Here is an 18,312-nt window from a genome sequence, read left to right as displayed (position 1 = left end):
ATGAGCGAGCCGTTAATTGTCGGCATCCGGCATCATAGTCCGGCCTGCGCCCGGCTGGTGAAATCGTTAATCGAAAGCCAGCGGCCACGATACGTGTTAATTGAAGGCCCGGCTGATTTTAATGACCGGGTAGACGAACTGTTGTTAGCCCACCAGCTTCCGGTAGCTATTTACAGTTATTGCCAGTATCAGGACGGTGCGGCCCCCGGGCGTGGTGCCTGGACGCCATTTGCTGAATTTTCGCCGGAGTGGCAGGCGCTACAAGCCGCACGTCGTATTCAGGCACAAGCTTACTTCATCGATTTGCCTTGCTGGGCGCAGAGTGAAGAAGGGGACGATTCGCCTGATACGCAAGAGGAAAGCCAGACCTTGCTGCTGCGTGCCACCCGCATGGATAACAGCGACACCCTGTGGGATCACTTGTTCGAAGATGAAAGCCAGCAAACTGCATTACCCTCTGCACTGGCGCACTATTTTGCCCAACTGCGGGGCGACTCCCCCGGCGATGCACTCAATCGTCAGCGCGAAGCCTTTATGGCCCGCTGGATTGCATGGGCGATGCAGCAAAATAATGGCGACGTGTTAGTCGTCTGCGGCGGCTGGCACGCTCCTGCACTGGCAAAAATGTGGCGCGAATGTCCGCAGGAAATTAACAAGCCAGAATTGCCCGCACAGGATGGGGCCGTTACAGGTTGCTATCTCACGCCATACAGCGAAAAGCGCCTTGATGTGCTGGCTGGATACCTTTCCGGTATGCCTGCCCCGGTCTGGCAAAACTGGTGCTGGCAGTGGGGCTTGCGGCAGGCGGGAGAACAACTGCTAAAAACGGTTCTTACCCGTTTGCGCCAGCATCACTTGCCTGCTTCAACCGCGGATATGGCTGCCGCTCATCTGCATGCGATGGCACTGGCACAGTTGCGCGGTCATACACTACCGTTACGCACTGACTGGCTGGATGCCATAGCAGGATCGCTGATTAAAGAAGCCCTGAATGCGCCGTTGCCGTGGAGCTATCGCGGCGTTATTCATCCCGATACCGATCCGATTCTGCTAACGTTGATAGACACATTAGCGGGTGACGGATTCGGTAAACTTGCCCCTTCTACGCCACAACCGCCTCTGCCAAAAGATGTCACCTGCGAACTGGAACGTAGCAAAATCACTCTTCCGGCGGAGCTTACCTTAAATCGCTTTAACCCCAATGGACTAGCGCAAAGTCAGGTGTTACATCGGCTGGCAATACTGGAGATCCCAGGGATTGTGCGCCAGCAGGGAAGTACACTGACACTTGCAGGTAACGGTGAAGAACGCTGGAAATTAACTCGCCCGCTTAGCCAACATGCGGCATTGATTGAGGCCGCCTGTTTTGGTGCCACACTCCAGGAAGCCGCACGCAATAAATTAGAAGCCGATATGCTGGAAGCGGGCGGAATCGGCAGTATCACCACATGTCTTAGCCAGGCGGCGTTAGCGAGTCTGGCGTCCTTCAGTCAACAATTACTGGAACAACTCACATTATTAATCGCCCAGGAAAATCAATTTGCCGAAATGGGCCAGGCGCTGGAAGTGCTATATGCCTTATGGCGGCTGGATGAAATTAGCGGTATGCAAGGCGCGCAGATATTACAAACGACGTTATGCGCGGCTATCGATCGCACGCTGTGGCTGTGTGAATCTAACGGAAGACCGGATGAAAAGGAGTTTCACGCTCACCTGCATAGCTGGCAAGCGTTGTGTCATATCCTGCGCGATCTGCATAGCGGTGTGCAGCTCCCCGGCGTTTCTCTTTCTGCGGCGGTGGCCTTACTGGAGCGCCGCAGTCAGGCGGTTCATGCCCCGGCACTGGATCGCGGCGCGGCTCTTGGCGCACTGATGCGTCTGGAACATCCCAACGCCAGTGCCGAAGCGGCGCTGGCGATGCTGACGCAGTTATCCCCGGCACAATCCGGCGAGGCGCTGCACGGTTTGCTGGCGCTGGCCCGCCATCAACTGGCCTGTCAGCCTGCATTTATCGCCGGTTTCAGCAGTCATTTAAATCAACTAAGTGACGCCGATTTTATCAACGCCCTGCCCGATTTACGCGCGGCGATGGCCTGGCTACCGCCACGAGAACGTGGGACGCTGGCGCATCAGGTGCTTGAGCATTATCAACTGGCGCAACTTCCCGTTTCGGCGCTGCAAATGCCGTTGCATTGCCCACCGCAAGCCATTGCACATCATCAACAACTCGAACAGCAGGCACTGGCATCGCTGCAACACTGGGGAGTTTTCCATGTCTGAACTAAACGATCTTCTGACCACCCGTGAGCTACAACGCTGGCGATTGATTCTTGGCGAAGCGGCAGAAACGACGCTTTGTGGACTGGATGACAACGCCCGACAACTAGACCACGCGCTGGAGTGGCTGTACGGGCGCGATCCTGAACGGATCCAGCGTGGTGAACGTTCCGGTGGATTGGGTAGCTCAAATCTCACCACGCCTGAGTGGATCAACAGTATTCACACGCTGTTTCCGCAACGGGTGATTGAGCGGCTGGAAAGCGATGCCGTGCTGCGCTACGGCATTGAAGATGTGGTGACGAATCTCGACGTGCTGGAACGTATGCAGCCTTCTGAAAGCCTGCTACGCGCCGTTTTGCACACCAAACATCTGATGAATCCTGAAGTGCTGGTTGCCGCCCGCCGGATAGTGCGCCAGGTAGTGGAAGAAATTATGGCGCGACTGGCAAAGGAAGTTCGCCAGGCTTTTTCTGGTGTCCGCGATCGCCGCCGTCGCTCATTTATTCCACTGGCGCGTAATTTCGATTTCAAAAGTACTCTGCGCGCCAACCTGCAACACTGGCACCCGCTACATGGCAAGTTGTATATCGAATCCCCCCGCTTTAACAGCCGTATTCAGCGCCACAGTGAACAATGGCAACTGGTCTTACTGGTTGATCAAAGCGGATCGATGGTCGATTCGGTGATCCACTCTGCGGTGATGGCGGCCTGTTTATGGCAGTTACCCGGCATTCGTACCCATCTGGTGGCGTTTGACACCAGCGTAGTTGATCTCACGGCAGACGTTGCCGATCCGGTAGAGTTATTAATGAAAGTACAGTTGGGCGGCGGGACCAATATCGCCAGTGCCGTAGAGTATGGTCGGCAACTTATTGAACAACCAGCAAAAAGCGTCATTATCCTCGTGAGCGATTTTTATGAAGGGGGTTCATCATCATTGCTGACGCATCAGGTGAAAAAGTGTGTCCAGAGCGGTATCAAAGTGCTGGGACTGGCAGCGCTCGATAGCACAGCAACGCCATGCTATGACCACGATACGGCCCAGGCGCTGGTTAATGTCGGCGCACAAATAGCCGCGATGACGCCGGGCGAGCTGGCATCATGGCTGGCGGAGAATCTTCAGTCATGAATTCACTACGTCCGGAATTATTAGAACTGACACCACAGGCACTGACAGCGTTAAGCAATGCCGGTTTTGTTAAGCGCAGCCTTAAGGAACTGGAAAATGGCAACATTCCAGAAATCAGTCATGAGAACGGCGCCTTAATCGCCACTTTCAGTGACGGTATACATACCCAGCTGGCGAACGGTCAGGCACTGAAAGAGGCTCAGTGCACCTGCGGGGCCAGCGGCATGTGCCGTCATCGCGTGATGCTGGTGTTAAGTTATCAACGACTTTGCGCTACCGCCCAGCCCACGGAAAAAGAAGAAGAGTGGGATCCAGCAATCTGGCTGGGAGAGCTGGCAACCCTACCCGATGCCACCCGTAAACGTGCACAAGCCCTTGTCGCTAAAGGCATCAGCATCGAGTTGTTCTGTGCGCCGGGCGAAATTCCCTCTGCCCGAATGCCGATGAGTGACGTACGTTTTTATTCCCGCAGCAGTATTCGCTTCGCGCGCTGTGATTGCATTGAAGGAACACTTTGCGAACATGTCGTGCTGGCGGTACAGGCCTTTGTCCAGGCCAAAGCGCAGCAAACAGAATTTACCCATTTGATCTGGCAGATGCGCAGCGAGCAAGTTGCCGCGAATGATGACCCATTTGCCAGCAACGAGGGCAACGCGTGCCGTCAATATGTTCAGCAATTAAGCCAGGCATTATGGCTTGGCGGTATCAGCCAGCCGCTCATCCATTACGAGGCAGCATTCAACCGCGCATTGCAGGCGGCAGAGACCTGCAACTGGCGCTGGGTGAGTGAATCAATACGACAGCTACGGGCAAGCGTTGATGCCTTCCACGCCCGCGCCAGCCACTACCACGCCGGAGAATGCTTGCGTCAGCTTGCGGCGTTAACCAGTCGCTTGAACAGTGCACAAAAAATGGCACGCCGCGACAGTGTTGGTGAAATTCCTCCCATGCCGTGGCGCACGGTGGTTGGCGCAGGCATTGCCGGAGAAGCAAAGCTTGATCATCTGCGGCTGGTGTCTTTAGGTATGCGTTGCTGGCAGGATAATGAGCAGTATGGTTTACGCATCTGGTTCACCGATCCCGACACCGGCAGTATTTTGCACCTTTCGCGCAGTTGGCCGAGAAGCGAACAGGAAAACTCACCGGCAGCCACACGTCGGCTGTTTAGTTTTCAGGCTGGCGCACTGGCAGGTGGGCAAATTGTTTCACAAGCCGCGCGTCGCAGTGCCGAAGGTGAGCTGCTGTTAGCTACTCGCAACCGCTTAAGTAGCGTTGTCCCACTGTCGCCCGATGCCTGGCAAATGCTGAGTGCACCGTTGCGCCAGCCCGGCATTGTGGCTTTGCGGGAATACTTACACCTGCGCCCACCAGTCTGCGTCCGGCCGCTTAATCAGGTGGATAATTTATTTATTCTGCCGGTGGCGGAGTGTATTTCGCTGGGATGGGACAGCAGCCGCCAGACGCTGGATGCGCAGGTGATTAGCGGCGAAGGTGAAAATAATGTGCTGACGTTATCGCTGCCAGCCTCTGCCTGTGCCCCCTTTGCGGTTGAACGCATGGCGGCGCTTTTGCAGCAGACGGATGATCCCGTGAATCTGGTTTCTGGGTTTGTCCGTTTTGTCGACGGGCAGTTAACGCTGGAGCCGCGGGTAATGATGACGCTAACCCGCGCCTGGGCGCTGGACGCTGAAACTACGCCTGTTGCAGCACTACCTTCTGCCAACGTTCTTCCTGCGCCATCCACCGCGCATCAGTTGCTGATGCGCTGCCAGACATTGCTCATTCAACTGCTACATAACGGTTGGCACTATCAGGAACAAAGCGCTATTGGTCAGGCCGAATTGCTGGCGAATGAACTTACCGCAGTGGGTTTTTATCGGCTGGCGCATGTGTTGGCACAATTGCGTAACCCGGAATGCGATTCAAGGGTAGAAGCATTGAATAACTGTGTTTTACTTTGCGAGCAGTTATTACTGATGCTTGAGTAACAAGGAGGGAAAGATGCTTTTTATTAAGAGTTCTACTCCATTTCCGGACTGCTCAAAACAAGGTATAAAGCATATTCTATAGCGCCCTGGTGAGAGTCACCAGTTTCCTGATTTTGATAAAATGGAGTTTTACATGAAGGCTTTCAACAAGCTGTTTTCCCTCGTAGTTGCATCTGTTCTGGTTTTCTCTCTCGCAGGCTGCGGTGACAAAGAAGAATCTAAGAAATTTAGCGCTAATCTGAACGGTACTGAAATTGCCATTACTTATGTCTACAAAGGCGACAAAGTGATTAAGCAATCTTCAGAAACCAAAATTCAGTTTGCAACCATTGGTGCAACCACCAAAGAAGATGCAGCTAAGAAACTTGAGCCATTAAGCGCCAAATACAAAAACATTCCGGGCGTTGAGGAAAAATTAACCTATACCGATACTTACGCGCAGGAAAATGTAAATATCGATATGGAAAAAGTTGATCTGAAAGCCCTGCAGGGCATTTCGGGTATCAAGATGGGTGATGAAGATACCAGCAAAGGTGTCAGCATGAAGCAGATTGAACTGGTCATGGCTGCTGCTGGTTTTAAAGAAGTGAAATAATCTGTCGGCGGCCATGTTCTTCGCATGGCCGCCATGCCCATCTTAGCTTTTCTTCACATGCTGGCGCGCTGCCAGTCCACGCAGAAAATAACGCAAGAATTGATCGCCGCATTCACGGAAGTTTTTATGATCCGGTGCACGCATCATCGCAGTAATTTCCGGCATCGAAACACGGAACTGTTGTTCGGTGAGGATCGCCAGAATGTCATCGGTTTTCAGTGAAAACGCGATGCGTAATTTTTTCAGCACGATGTTGTTATTAATGCGACGTTCCGGCTCCAGTGCCGGAGCAGACTCATCCTTGCCGCGTTTTTCGTAAATCAAACCATTCAGGAATGAAGACAAAACAATGTCCGGACAACGCTGAAAACCCTCTTCGTCTTCTTTACGTAGCCAGACAGCGATCTGTTCCGCGGTGGCTTCAACATTAGCCAGCGCCAGGATACGCACCAGGTCATTATTGTTGGCTTTCAAAATGTAGCGCACGCTGCGCAGAATATCGTTACTTAGCATGAGGCCTTCGGGTGTTAATGAGGCAAAAAGCCATTTTAGCAGTCTTTTACAGGCCAATCGCCTCTTTTAAACTTTTCAGATAACGGCGGCTGACAGGGACGGTTAATCCATTACGCAAAATCAACTCAGCCTGACCGTTATCTTCCAGGCGAATCTCCTGTAAATGCGCGAGGTTAACCAGATACTGTCGATGGCAGCGCAGTAGCGGTGTGCGGCTCTCCAGCGTGCGCAAAGTTAATTCTGTGAAGCCCTCTTTCCCTTCCTGGCTGATTACGTAAACACCGCTCATTCGACTACTAACAAACGCCACGTCTTTCATTTGCAGCAAATAAATACGACTATGACCGGTACAAGGGATAAATTTCAGCGCCTGCTGATTTTCCGGTAACAGCGAAACATCCTGCTTGCTACGCTCCTGTCGCAAACGCACCAGTGTTTTCTCCAGCCGCGCTTCATCAATCGGCTTCAATAGATAATCAAAGGCATGTTCTTCAAAGGCTTTTATAGCGTATTCGTCAAACGCGGTGAGAAAAACAATATACGGGCGATGTTCCGGGTCAAGCATGCCAACCATTTCCAGACCGCTGATACGCGGCATCTGGATATCGAGAAACAGCACATCCGGGCGCAGTTTATGCACCGCGCCGATCCCTTCTACGGCGTTTGAACATTCGCCGACAATTTCAATATCACTCTGCTCCTGCAGAAACACACGCAGGTTTTCCCGTGCTAACGGTTCATCATCAACAATTAAGACTTTAATCATGCCTCATCCCTCCATGGCAGTCGTAACGTTATTCGGGTGTAACTATCAGGCTCACAGGCGACGCTTATCCCATAGTCATCGCCAAACCGTTCACGTAAACGCTTATCCACCAGATTCATCCCCAGCCCGCTGGCATTGGTTGCCGGTTGATACAAACCAGCATTGTCTTCGATCTCCAGCATTAAATGTTGCCCATCACGTCGGGCGCTAATTGCCACTCGTCCTGTTTCCAGCAGTTGTGATGTCCCATGTTTGATGGCGTTTTCCACTATTGGTTGCAGGGTAAATGCGGGTAACTGCTGCTGAGACAACGCCTCCGGAATAGAAATGTTGACCTGCAACCGCGACTGGAAACGCGCCTTTTCAATTTGCAGATAAGCATTCACATGTTCAATTTCGTCAGCGAGAGTAACAAACTCCGAAGGCCGCTTTAAGTTTTTGCGGAAAAAAGTGGAAAGATACTGCACCAGCTGACTGGCCTGTTCGCTGTCACGGCGGATCACGGCTTTGATGGTGTTAAGTGCATTAAACAAAAAATGGGGATTGACCTGGGCGTGAAGCAGTTTGATCTCTGACTGGGTGAGCATCGCTTTTTGCCGCTCATACTGCCCGGCGAGGATCTGCGCCGAAAGCAGTTGTGCAATCCCCTCACCCAACGTGCGGTTGATCGAGCTGAACAGCCGATTTTTAGCTTCATACAATTTGATGGTACCCATCACCCGCTGATTTTCACCACGCAGAGGGATCACCAGCGTTGAGCCTAACTTGCACTGCGGATGCAAAGAGCAACGATAAGGCACTTCGTTGCCATCGGCGTAGACCACTTCTCCGGTTTCAATGGCTTTTAAGGTATAAGCCGAAGAAATCGGTTTACCTGGTAAATGATGGTCGTCACCAATACCAGTAAAGGCCAGCAGTTTCTCGCGATCGGTAATCGCTACCGCGCCAATATCCAGCTCCTGATACAGCACCTGGGCCACCTTCATGCTGTTCACTTCGTTAAAGCCCTGGCGCAAAATGCCTTCCGTCGAGGCCGCAACTTTCAGCGCGGTAGCGGAAAAAGCTGAGGTGTATTTTTCAAACATCGCGCGCTTATCAAGCAAAATGCGCATAAACAGCGCCGCGCCCACGGTGTTGGTTACCATCATCGGCGCAGCGATATTACTCACCAGACGCACCGCATCTTCATAAGGTCGGGCAATCGCCAGGATGATCAGCATTTGCACCATTTCCGCGACGAACGTGACGGCACCAGCGGTAATGGGGTTAAAGACTTTATCGGTACGCCCGCGGCGGATCAGGATGCTATGTACCAGCCCGCCGAGCAATCCTTCGACGATCGTCGAGATCATGCAACTCAGCGCAGTCATGCCCCCCATCGAATATCGATGTAGACCGCCGGTCAGACCAACCAGTCCGCCCACTACCGGACCACCGAGTAAGCCGCCCATTACCGCGCCTATGGCCCGGGTATTGGCAATAGAGTCGTCAATGTGCAGCCCGAACCAAGTGCCCATGATGCAGAAGATGGAAAAGACGATATAGCAGAGAAATTTGTGCGGCAGACGAACTGTGACCTGCATTAATGGTATGAATAATGGCGTTTTACTCATCAACCACGCAATGACCAGAAAAACGCACATCTGCTGAAGCAGCAGCAACACCAGATTAAAATCGTACATACCCGCAAACCACACATCCCTTTAATACGCGTAACATACATTGCTCGCGTTCAACTTTCTTTGAACTGTTGCAGAAAAATGAAAAATCGTGAGTACGATCACTCAAAACAACCTGGCAAAAACAAAATCATCCTAATCGAGATCAAAAAACGGCCAAAACTACCTGGTTCATAAAAGAACGTCTACAGTTATGCTGGGACCTCGCAAGCAAGGGTGGGACGATGGCGCTTTACACGATTGGTGAAGTGGCGTTGCTTTGTGATATCAACCCTGTCACGTTACGCGCGTGGCAGAGGCGTTATGGGCTGTTAAAACCGCAGCGCACAGACGGCGGTCATCGCCTGTTCAACGATGCCGATATCGACCGGATCCGGGAGATCAAACGCTGGATCGACAACGGTGTGCAGGTCAGCAAAGTTAAAATGCTACTCAGTAATGAGAATGTTGATGTGCAGAACGGCTGGCGCGATCAGCAAGAAACTCTGCTTAGTTACCTGCAAAGTGGCAACCTGCAAAGTCTGCGAATGTGGATCAAAGAGCGTGGTCAGGATTATCCCGCCCAGACGCTCACCACACATCTGTTCATTCCACTGCGCCGACGGCTTCAGTGCCAACAACCGACTCTCCAGGCACTGCTGGCGATTCTGGACGGCGTACTGATCAACTACATCGCCATTTGCCTGGCTTCGGCACGTAAAAAACAGGGCAAAGATGCGCTGGTGGTTGGCTGGAATATTCAGGATACCACTCGTCTGTGGCTGGAGGGCTGGATTGCCAGTCAACAAGGATGGCGCATTGATGTCCTCGCCCACTCGCTCAATCAACTACGCCCTGAACTGTTCGAAGGCCGTACATTGCTGGTGTGGTGCGGCGAAAATCGAACCTCCGCCCAACAGCAGCAACTCACCAGTTGGCAGGAACAAGGGCATGATATTTTCTCACTCGGCATTTAATGATTCGTTAACAAATGCGCTTTACTGTACAATCCTTTCGTTAACATAAGGAGTGCATTATGCGCATAGCTAAAATTGGGGTTATCGCCCTGTTCCTGTTTATGGCGTTAGGCGGTATCGGTGGCGTAATGCTCGCAGGTTATACCTTTATTTTGCGTGCTGGCTAAGCGCCTGCACCAGCCGTTCAAACAGGCGGTCTACGATGATCGCCGCCAGTGCCACCAGTAACGCTCCCTGAATCACATAAGCGGTATTAAATCCGCTAAGCCCGATGATGATCGGCGTACCCAGCGTACTGGCCCCAACCGTTGAGGCGATCGTCGCCGTGCCAATGTTGATAATTACTGAAGTCCGCACGCCCGCCAGAATCACCGGCGCTGCCAGCGGTAACTCGACTTTGCGCAGTCGCTGACTACGGCTCATTCCCATGCCTTTGGCAACTTCGGTCACGCTGGCATCAATCGCTCCCAGCCCGGCAAGTGTCGCCTGCAAGATGGGTAGCACGCCGTAAAGGATCAGCGCGATAATCGCCGGTTGCTGACCAAACCCAATTACCGGAACGGCAATCGCCAGCACCGCGACGGGCGGAAAAGTCTGCCCAACGGCGGCAATAGTTTCCACCATCGGGCGAAACTCCGCGCCCCACGGGCGAGTGACAGCAATTCCGGCACCAGTGCCAATGATCACCGCAAATAAACTCGAAATTCCCACCAACCAGAAATGGGCCAGCGCCAGGGCTGCAAAGCTTTCTTGCTGATAAACGGGCCTCGGCAGTTGCGGAAATAAAGCACCGAACAGCGGCTGGCTGTAAGGCAGCCAGAAGATCAGTGCCACAAACACAGCAATGAGCCAGAACAGCGGATCGCGCAATATCTTCATTCGATTACGCCTCCACCAGCAGATCCTGAAAATGCAGCGTGCCGCAAGGCTGGCCCTGCGTGTTGACCACCGGCAGCACTTCGCATCCCCGCGCAACAAACAGGGAGAGCGCATCGCGTAGCGTCATCTCTTCTGCCAGCGCCTCACCTTCAGCCCGTTCTTCGCGGCGCACGTAATCCGCTACGCTACGCAATGACAACAGACGCACACCCAGTTCGCTGCGCCCAAAAAACTGGCGGACAAAATCGTTTGCCGGACGAGTAAGCATCGCCAGCGGATTGCCCTGCTGCACCACTTCACCGTGATCCATCAATACCAGATGTTCTGCCAGCCGTAGCGCCTCGTCGATATCATGGGTCACCAGCACAATAGTGCGCCCCAGCAAACGGTGAATGCGCGTCATCTCTTGTTGCAACGCGCCGCGCGTTACCGGGTCCAGCGCGCCAAAGGGTTCATCCATCAGTAAGACTTGCGGATCGGCAGCCAGTGCGCGCGCCACTCCCACACGTTGCTGCTGACCACCGGAAAGCTGATGCGGATAACGCTCACGCAAATTTGACTCCAGCCCCAGTAGCGCCATTAATTCGTCGATACGATCGTCAATCCGCGCCCGCGACCATTTTTGTAATTGCGGCACGGTGGCGATGTTTTGCGCCACGCTCCAGTGGGGAAACAGGCCAATAGATTGAATGGCATAGCCCATCCGGCGGCGCAGCTCCAGCACTGGCAGCGAGCGAATTTCTTCTCCGGCAAAGCGGATCACGCCGCTGTCATGCTCCACCAGGCGGTTAATCATTTTCAGGGTGGTGGATTTGCCGGAGCCAGAGGTGCCAATCAGCACCGAAAAACTCCCTTCCTGAAAATTGAGATTGAGATCGTTAACGGCTTTTTGTGCGCCGAACAGTTTGCTGACATGGCTAAATTCAATCATTATGTTTCACCTTCAGCAGTGCGATAAGCAAATCGAACAGCGCGTCGGTAAGCACCGCCAGAACAATTACCGGGATCACCCCCAGCAACACTAAATCAATGGCACTGCTTAACAGCCCCTGGAAAACCAGCGCACCAAAACCGCCTGCGCCGATTAATGCCGCAATCACCGCCATGCCTACAGTTTGCACCATCACCACCCGCAGGCTGCGCAGAAATACCGGCAGCGCCAGCGGTAACTGAACATGCAGGAATCGCTGCGCCCCGCTCATCCCCATCGCTCTGGCGCTCTCTAGCACATCACGCGGGATCTGATTCAAGCCGACTACCACGCCACGCACCAGAGGCAACAGGGCATAGAGCACCAACGCTATCAGTGCTGGCGTCATGCCTGTTCCTGCCACACCAACCGTACCCAGCCACGGAAAGGCAGTAACCAGCGCGGCAAGCGGCGCAATCAACAGGCCAAAGAGCGCCACCGAAGGCACGGTCTGAATGACATTGAGCAGAGAAAAAATCGCCCCCTGCCGCGCAGTGGAAAAGTAGCACCTGACGCCCAGCGGCACACCAATCACCAGCGCAGGCAGCACCGCACCAAACAGCAACGTCAAATGCTGTGCCAGCGCGTCATCAAACACATCCTGACGGTTGGCGTATTCTTTCATTAGCGAGAGATCGTTAAGCGTGCCGGAGTACAGCAACCACAGCGGAATAATAGCAATCTGCATATGCAACAACCAGCGCCACAGCGGATGCGGGGAGATTCGGCGGATGGCATCGCTACAGGCCAGCAATGCCAGCGCCGCAGCCAGCCAGAAACCACTGCCGAGGCTGGTTCGCGCCAGCGCACTGCCATTTTGCGCCAGTTGTGTCGCCGCCTTTCCAGCTCCCCACACCAGCAATACGAAGACGAATTGCGCCAGAATGAGTGCAAAAATGCTGCCTTTTTTAGCGGGAATAAAACAGGCAGTCAGCCAGGCGCAACCAACGCCCACCAGCATCCAGATCGTTTGTGGCCACAGTTGCCAGAGATAACGTCCCTCACCAGAGACTAACCTGTTAGGTGCATAGCTGATAAACGGCAGCGCCGCTGCGATTGCCGTCAGCAACAGCAGCAGCGCCAGAACAGGATTAATACGTAGATAAGTCACGGGAAATTACTTCGTCCACCCTTTTTGTTTCAGGTAGTCGGCAGCCACTTTTTTGGCATCCAGTCCTTCCAGAGCTATGCTGGCATTCAGTTGCTGCAATGTTTTTTCATCGAGGCTGGCGAAGACTGGCTGTAGCCACTGTGCCATTTGCGGATACTCTTTCAGCACCGACTCACGCACCACTGGCGCAGGCGCGTAGATAGGTTGCACGCCTTGCGGATCGCTTAAGGTTTGCAGCCCCAGCGCCGCGACCGGGCCGTCAGTACCGTAAGCCATTGCGGCATTAACGCCAGAGGTTTGCTGGGCAGCGGCTTTAATCGTCACCGCCGTGTCACCGCCAGCCAGTGACAGCAATTGATCCTGATCGAGCTTAAAGCCATAGGCTTTTTCAAACGCGGGTAACGCATCGGCGCGTTCGATAAACTCTGCTGAGGCCGCCAGTTTGAAGGTGCCGCCCTCTTTCAGATAACGGCTCAGGTCGGCAAGCGAAGTGAGTTTGTTTTTCTCTGCCACATCCTGACGCACGGCGATGGTCCAGGTGTTATTCGCTGGTGCGGGCGTCAGCCAGATTAACTTGTTTTGCTCTGCATCGAGTTTTTTGACTTTCTCGTAGCCTTGCCCGGCATTTTTCCACGCTGCATCGTTTTCATCTTTAAAGAAGAAAGCGCCATTGCCAGTATATTCCGGATAGATATCCAGTTCGCCGGAAGTAATCGCCCCGCGCACCACAGGAGTGGTTCCCAACTGGACTTTATTGACCGTCGGTACGCCATGGCTTTCGAGTACCTGTAAGATGATGTTGCCGAGTAGCGCGCCCTCGGTATCGATTTTCGAACCAACTTTAACGGGGGAAGCCGCCTGTAGCGGCAGGCTCACGGCTGCCAACATAACCAGTGAACCTGTCCAGAGCTTTGAGAATGGCATGATGCTTTCCTCATTCTTTTACTGTTGTTTTCAGCGAATTAAGAGAAAAGCATAGTTGATAATAACAGGGTTAGCCTGAGCAGACGGATTCAGTTGCAGAATCAGATAAATACTTAAAGGGCATATCTTGCCCGGTGTATCTTGCCGGATGCGGCGCGAGCGCCTTATCCGGCCTACAAAGGGCGAAAATTCAGCAAGTTAAGATATGAACATCAGGCAAAGGGCGCAAACGTCGCGCCCTTACTAAAGCATTACAGCAACTCAAACTCGCCTTTCTTAACGCGTGCGGAATCAGTGCCGATGAAGACGTTGAATTTGCCAGGCTCGGCATCATACTTCATCTGTTGATTCCAGAACTTCAGAGCCTCAATATCGATTGGGAAGCTGACGGTCTGAGTTTCGCCCGGTTTCAGGGTGATTTTCTCAAATCCTTTCAGCTGTTTCACCGGGCGACTCATGGAAGCCGTTACATCCTGCAAATACATCTGCACTACCGTCGCCCCTTCGCGCTTACCGGTGTTCGTCACCTGCACGCTGGCGGTCACTTTACCGTCACGCTTCATGGTCGGCGCAGAAAGTTTCACATCAGAGACGGTGAAAGTGGTGTAGCTCAGACCATAGCCGAACGGATAAAGCGCCCCGTTAGCTTCATCAAAATAACGCGAAGTGTATTTATTCGGCTTATCGGCATTATACGGACGACCGGTATTCAGATGGCTGTAGTAAACAGGAATCTGCCCGACAGAACGCGGGAAGGACATTGGCAGCTTACCGGATGGGTTGTAATCACCAAACAACACATCGGCAATCGCATTACCCCCTTCCGTACCCGCAAACCAGGTTTCCAGAATCGCATCAGCCTGCTGATCTTCTTTCACCAGCGCCAGCGGACGACCGTTCATCAGCACCAGCACCAGCGGTTTTCCGGTGGCTTTCAGCGCCGCAATCAAGTCACGTTGGCTTTGCGGAATAGTAATATCGGTACGGCTGGAGGCCTCGTGCGCCATCCCCTGTGCTTCACCGACCACAGCCACCACCACATCAGATTGTTTCGCGGTTTGCACCGCTTCATCAATCATCTCTTGGGCAGAACGAGGATCGACTTTGACCGCTTCTTCATACTGATTCAGGAAATCGATAATGCCTTTGTCACTAGTAACGTTCGCCCCTTTGGCATACAGCACTTTACCGTTTTCACCGACGGCATTTTTAATCCCGGTCAGCACAGTCACGGATTGATCGGCGACACCGGCTGCGGACCAGCTGCCCATCACGTCACGTTTACTGTCCGCCAATGGCCCAACCACCGCAATGGTTGCTGATTTTTTCAGCGGTAACGTTTCGAGACGGTTTTTCAGCAACACCAGGCTTTCGCGCGCCACTTCACGCGCTTCTTTGCGGTGCAGGCGGCTTTCAGCATTGGTATCCACCGGGTCAGACTCTTTCGGACCGAGATGGCTGTATGGGTCGTTAAACAGCCCCATATCATATTTAACGTTCAATACGTGGCGGGCGGCGTCGTCCAGCTCTTCCATCGTCACTTTGCCGGACTTGATCAAACCGGGCAGATACTTCGAGTAATACTCGTCGCTCATGCTCATGTTGATCCCGGACTTAAGCGCCACGCGCACCGCATCTTCCGGGTCTGCCGCCGTACCGTGTTTGATCAACTCTTTGATTGCGCCATGATCGGAAACCGTGATGCCTTTAAAACCCCACTGATCGCGCAGGACATCTTTCAGCAGCCAGGAATCAGAAGTTGCAGGCGTGCCGTTGAGTGAGTTCAGCGCCACCATCACCGCGCCGCTGCCTGCGTCCAGCCCCGCTTTGTACGGCGGCATATAGTCATTAAACAGACGCTGCGGGCTCATATCGACGGTGTTGTACTCTTTACCGCCTTCTACCGCGCCGTAAGCAGCAAAGTGTTTGACGCTGGTCATCACCGAGTAGCGATCCGCCGGGCTTTTACCCTGCATCGCTTCAACCATGGTTTTACCCATAATTGAGGTGAGATATGTATCTTCACCAAAACCTTCGGAAGCGCGACCCCAGCGAGGATCGCGCGAGACATCGACCATCGGCGCCCAGGTCATGTTCAGGCCATCGTCCGCCGCTTCATAAGCTGAAACGCGCCCGACGGTTTTCACTGCGTCGAGGTTAAAAGAGGACGCCAGACCGAGGCTAATCGGGAAGACGGTGCGCTGACCGTGCAGCACGTCGTAGGCAAAGAAGAGAGGAATTTTCAGGCGGCTCAGTTCCATCACCTGATCCTGCATGGCGCGGATATCCTGGCGTGTGACGGTGTTGAAAATCGCCCCCACCTGCCCGTCTTTGATCATCTCGCGGATCGCCTCTTTCGGGTTATCCGGACCAACGCTGATTAAGCGCAGCTGACCAATTTTCTCATCAACCGTCATTTTCTTGAGCAGTTCGGTGACGAACGCATCCCGCGCTTCGGGCGTTAATGGATGGTTGCCGAATAAATCATCCGCCAGTGCTGGCTGTAGGGCCAGACTCACCGCGATACCTACTGAACATAGCCATTTCATATGGATTATTCTTCCTCTGTTGCCCGACGTGGCAGCGAAAATGGTGCAAAAGCGGTAGTTTGCCATAACCCTGATAGAGAGAGAAAAAGAAAGCTCAGTTTATTGTCTGAATTTTCAAAATATTCACTCGCTGAATTGTCATACAAGGCGCTATTCTAGTTTCTGATATTTTTTCGCCACCACAAGGAGTGGAAAATGTCTTCCATGACAACAACTGATAATAAAACCTTTTTGAATGAACTTGCCCGTCTGGTCGGTTCTTCACACCTGCTCACCGATCCCGCAAAAACGGCCCGCTATCGCAAGGGCTTCCGCTCCGGTCAGGGCGACGCGCTGGCCGTTGTTCTTCCAGGCTCGCTACTGGAATTGTGGCGGGTGCTGAAAGCCTGCGTCACCGCCGACAAAATTATTCTGATGCAGGCCGCCAATACCGGTCTGACCGAAGGCTCCACGCCAAATGGTAACGATTATGATCGCGATATCGTGATCATCAGCACCCAGCGCCTCGACAAGCTGCATGTTCTCGGTAAGGGCGAACAGGTGCTGGCATATCCTGGCACCACGCTCTATTCGCTGGAGAAAGCTCTCAAACCATTAGGCCGCGAACCGCACTCGGTGATTGGTTCATCGTGTATTGGCGCATCGGTTATCGGCGGCATCTGTAATAACTCTGGCGGCTCGCTGGTGCAGCGTGGCCCGGCGTATACCGAAATGTCGTTATTCGCACGCATAGATGAAAACGGCAAGCTGACGCTGGTTAACCATCTGGGAATTGATCTGGGTGAAACGCCGGAGCAGATCCTTAGCAAGCTGGATGACGATCGCATCAAAGATGACGATGTGCGTCACGATGGTCGTCACGCCCACGATTATGACTATGTCCACCGCGTCCGTGATATTGAAGCCGACACGCCCGCACGTTATAACGCTGACCCGGATCGCCTGTTTGAATCCTCCGGTTGCGCTGGCAAACTGGCAGTTTTCGCAGTGCGTCTGGATACCTTTGAAGCGGAAAAAAACCAGCAGGTGTTTTATATCGGCACCAACCAGCCGGAAGTACTGACCGAGATCCGCCGCCATATTCTGGCTAATTTCGAAAATCTGCCGGTTGCCGGCGAATATATGCATCGGGATATCTACGATATCGCGGAAAAATACGGCAAAGATACCTTCCTGATGATCGACAAGCTAGGCACCGACAAGATGCCGTTATTCTTTAATATCAAGGGACGTACCGATGCGATACTGGAGAAGGTGAAGTTCTTCCGACCACACTTTACCGATCTCGCAATGCAGAAATTCAGTCATTTGTTCCCCAGTCATTTGCCGCCACGCATGAAAAGCTGGCGCGATAAATATGAACATCATCTGCTGTTAAAAATGGCGGGGGATGGCGTGGGCGAAGCAAAATCCTGGCTGGTAGATTTTTTCAAACAGGCCGAAGGCGATTTCTTTGTCTGTACGCCGGAAGAAGGCAGTAAAGCGTTTTTGCACCGTTTCGCGGCGGCAGGCGCAGCGATACGTTATCAGGCCGTGCATTCCGATGAAGTCGAAGACATTCTGGCGCTGGATATTGCTCTGAGGCGTAATGACACCGAGTGGTATGAACATCTACCGCCGGAAATCGACAGCCAGCTGGTGCATAAGCTCTATTACGGGCATTTTATGTGCTACGTCTTCCACCAGGATTACATCGTTAAGAAAGGCGTGGATGTGCATGCGCTGAAGGAACAGATGCTGGAATTGTTACGCCAGCGCGGCGCGCAATATCCTGCCGAGCATAACGTCGGTCATTTGTATAAAGCACCGGAGACGTTGCAGAAGTTTTATCGTGAAAACGATCCGACCAACAGTATGAATCCGGGGATCGGTAAAACCAGTAAGCGGAAAAACTGGCAAGAAGTGGAGTAAATACGGCTGGATGCCTGATGCGCAAGCATCGCATCAGGCATGGGCATCGAATGCCGGATGCG

The 18,312-nt window shown here is 53.1% G+C and carries 15 protein-coding genes; 7 read left to right on the top strand and 8 right to left on the bottom strand.

Features of this window, described 5'->3' with window-relative positions; genetic code table 11:
• The 4 genes from D9736_RS01740 (at position 1) to D9736_RS01725 (ending at position 5,992) form a co-directional block, all read left to right on the top strand.
• Positions 1-2,280 (top strand): DUF5682 family protein, encoded by a 2,280-nt coding sequence (locus tag D9736_RS01740; protein ID WP_130257538.1) that lies wholly within the window; start codon positions 1-3, stop codon positions 2,278-2,280.
• A complete protein-coding gene (locus D9736_RS01735) occupies positions 2,273-3,409 on the top strand; it encodes a VWA domain-containing protein (RefSeq protein WP_130257537.1) in 1,137 nt (378 codons plus the stop codon). Before D9736_RS01740 ends, D9736_RS01735 begins: the two co-directional genes overlap by 8 nt.
• Entirely contained in the window at positions 3,406-5,397 is a 1,992-nt protein-coding gene (locus tag D9736_RS01730) for an SWIM zinc finger family protein (protein ID WP_130257536.1), read from the top strand. Before D9736_RS01735 ends, D9736_RS01730 begins: the two co-directional genes overlap by 4 nt.
• 133 nt (positions 5,398-5,530) lie before the next feature.
• Positions 5,531-5,992 carry a YehR family lipoprotein gene (locus D9736_RS01725; protein WP_130207020.1) on the top strand — a complete coding sequence of 154 codons (462 nt, stop codon included), beginning with the start codon at positions 5,531-5,533 and terminating at the stop codon, positions 5,990-5,992.
• Positions 5,993-6,034: 42 nt separating this feature from the next.
• Here the strand turns inward: D9736_RS01725 and D9736_RS01720 are convergent, their stop codons facing one another.
• From D9736_RS01720 to btsS, 3 genes are read right to left on the bottom strand one after another with little or no spacing between them, the layout of a single operon-like run.
• Positions 6,035-6,505, bottom strand: coding sequence for a DUF1456 family protein (locus D9736_RS01720; RefSeq protein ID WP_130257535.1), 471 nt, complete (start codon positions 6,503-6,505; stop codon positions 6,035-6,037).
• 46 nt (positions 6,506-6,551) lie between these two features.
• Entirely contained in the window at positions 6,552-7,271 is a 720-nt protein-coding gene (gene btsR, locus D9736_RS01715) for a two-component system response regulator BtsR (protein ID WP_130207024.1), read from the bottom strand.
• A complete protein-coding gene (btsS, locus tag D9736_RS01710; RefSeq protein WP_130217160.1) occupies positions 7,268-8,953 on the bottom strand; it encodes a two-component regulatory system sensor histidine kinase BtsS in 1,686 nt (561 codons plus the stop codon). The genes btsR and btsS overlap by 4 nt, the downstream gene beginning before the upstream one ends.
• Positions 8,954-9,174: 221 nt before the next feature.
• Between btsS and mlrA the strand changes: the two genes are divergently transcribed.
• Both mlrA and D9736_RS01700 read left to right on the top strand, forming a co-directional pair.
• Positions 9,175-9,906, top strand: a complete 732-nt coding sequence (mlrA, locus tag D9736_RS01705) for an HTH-type transcriptional regulator MlrA (RefSeq protein ID WP_130207028.1) — start codon at positions 9,175-9,177, stop codon at positions 9,904-9,906.
• 59 nt (positions 9,907-9,965) lie between these two features.
• Positions 9,966-10,073: a protein YohO gene (locus D9736_RS01700; protein WP_001216963.1), complete on the top strand. Its 108-nt coding sequence runs from the start codon at positions 9,966-9,968 to the stop codon at positions 10,071-10,073.
• On the opposite strand, the gene yehW is transcribed toward D9736_RS01700, so the two are convergent.
• From yehW to bglX, 5 genes are all read right to left on the bottom strand, one after another.
• Positions 10,054-10,785, bottom strand: coding sequence for a glycine betaine ABC transporter permease YehW (gene yehW, locus D9736_RS01695; RefSeq protein ID WP_130257534.1), 732 nt, complete (start codon positions 10,783-10,785; stop codon positions 10,054-10,056). The two genes, D9736_RS01700 and yehW, sit on opposite strands and share 20 nt — an antisense overlap.
• A gap of 4 nt (positions 10,786-10,789) precedes the next feature.
• On the bottom strand, positions 10,790-11,716 hold the full coding sequence (gene yehX / locus D9736_RS01690; protein WP_130257533.1) for a glycine betaine ABC transporter ATP binding protein YehX: 927 nt from the start codon (positions 11,714-11,716) through the stop codon (positions 10,790-10,792).
• Positions 11,709-12,866, bottom strand: a complete 1,158-nt coding sequence (yehY, locus tag D9736_RS01685; RefSeq protein WP_130257532.1) for a glycine betaine ABC transporter permease YehY — start codon at positions 12,864-12,866, stop codon at positions 11,709-11,711. Before yehY ends, yehX begins: the two co-directional genes overlap by 8 nt.
• A gap of 6 nt (positions 12,867-12,872) precedes the next feature.
• A complete protein-coding gene (gene osmF, locus D9736_RS01680) occupies positions 12,873-13,790 on the bottom strand; it encodes a glycine betaine ABC transporter substrate-binding protein OsmF (RefSeq protein ID WP_130257531.1) in 918 nt (305 codons plus the stop codon).
• Between the two features lie 251 nt (positions 13,791-14,041).
• Entirely contained in the window at positions 14,042-16,339 is a 2,298-nt protein-coding gene (gene bglX / locus D9736_RS01675; protein WP_130257530.1) for a beta-glucosidase BglX, read from the bottom strand.
• A gap of 195 nt (positions 16,340-16,534) precedes the next feature.
• On the opposite strand from bglX, the gene dld reads away from it, so the two are divergent.
• A complete protein-coding gene (gene dld / locus D9736_RS01670; protein WP_130217152.1) occupies positions 16,535-18,250 on the top strand; it encodes a D-lactate dehydrogenase in 1,716 nt (571 codons plus the stop codon).
• Positions 18,251-18,312: the final 62 nt, after the last annotated feature.

This window comes from Escherichia sp. E10V10 (assembly GCF_004211985.1).
Classification (GTDB): Bacteria; Pseudomonadota; Gammaproteobacteria; order Enterobacterales; family Enterobacteriaceae; genus Escherichia.
The sequence above is the reverse complement of the archived record's forward strand: the minus strand, read 5'-3'. Positions and strand labels throughout refer to the sequence as shown.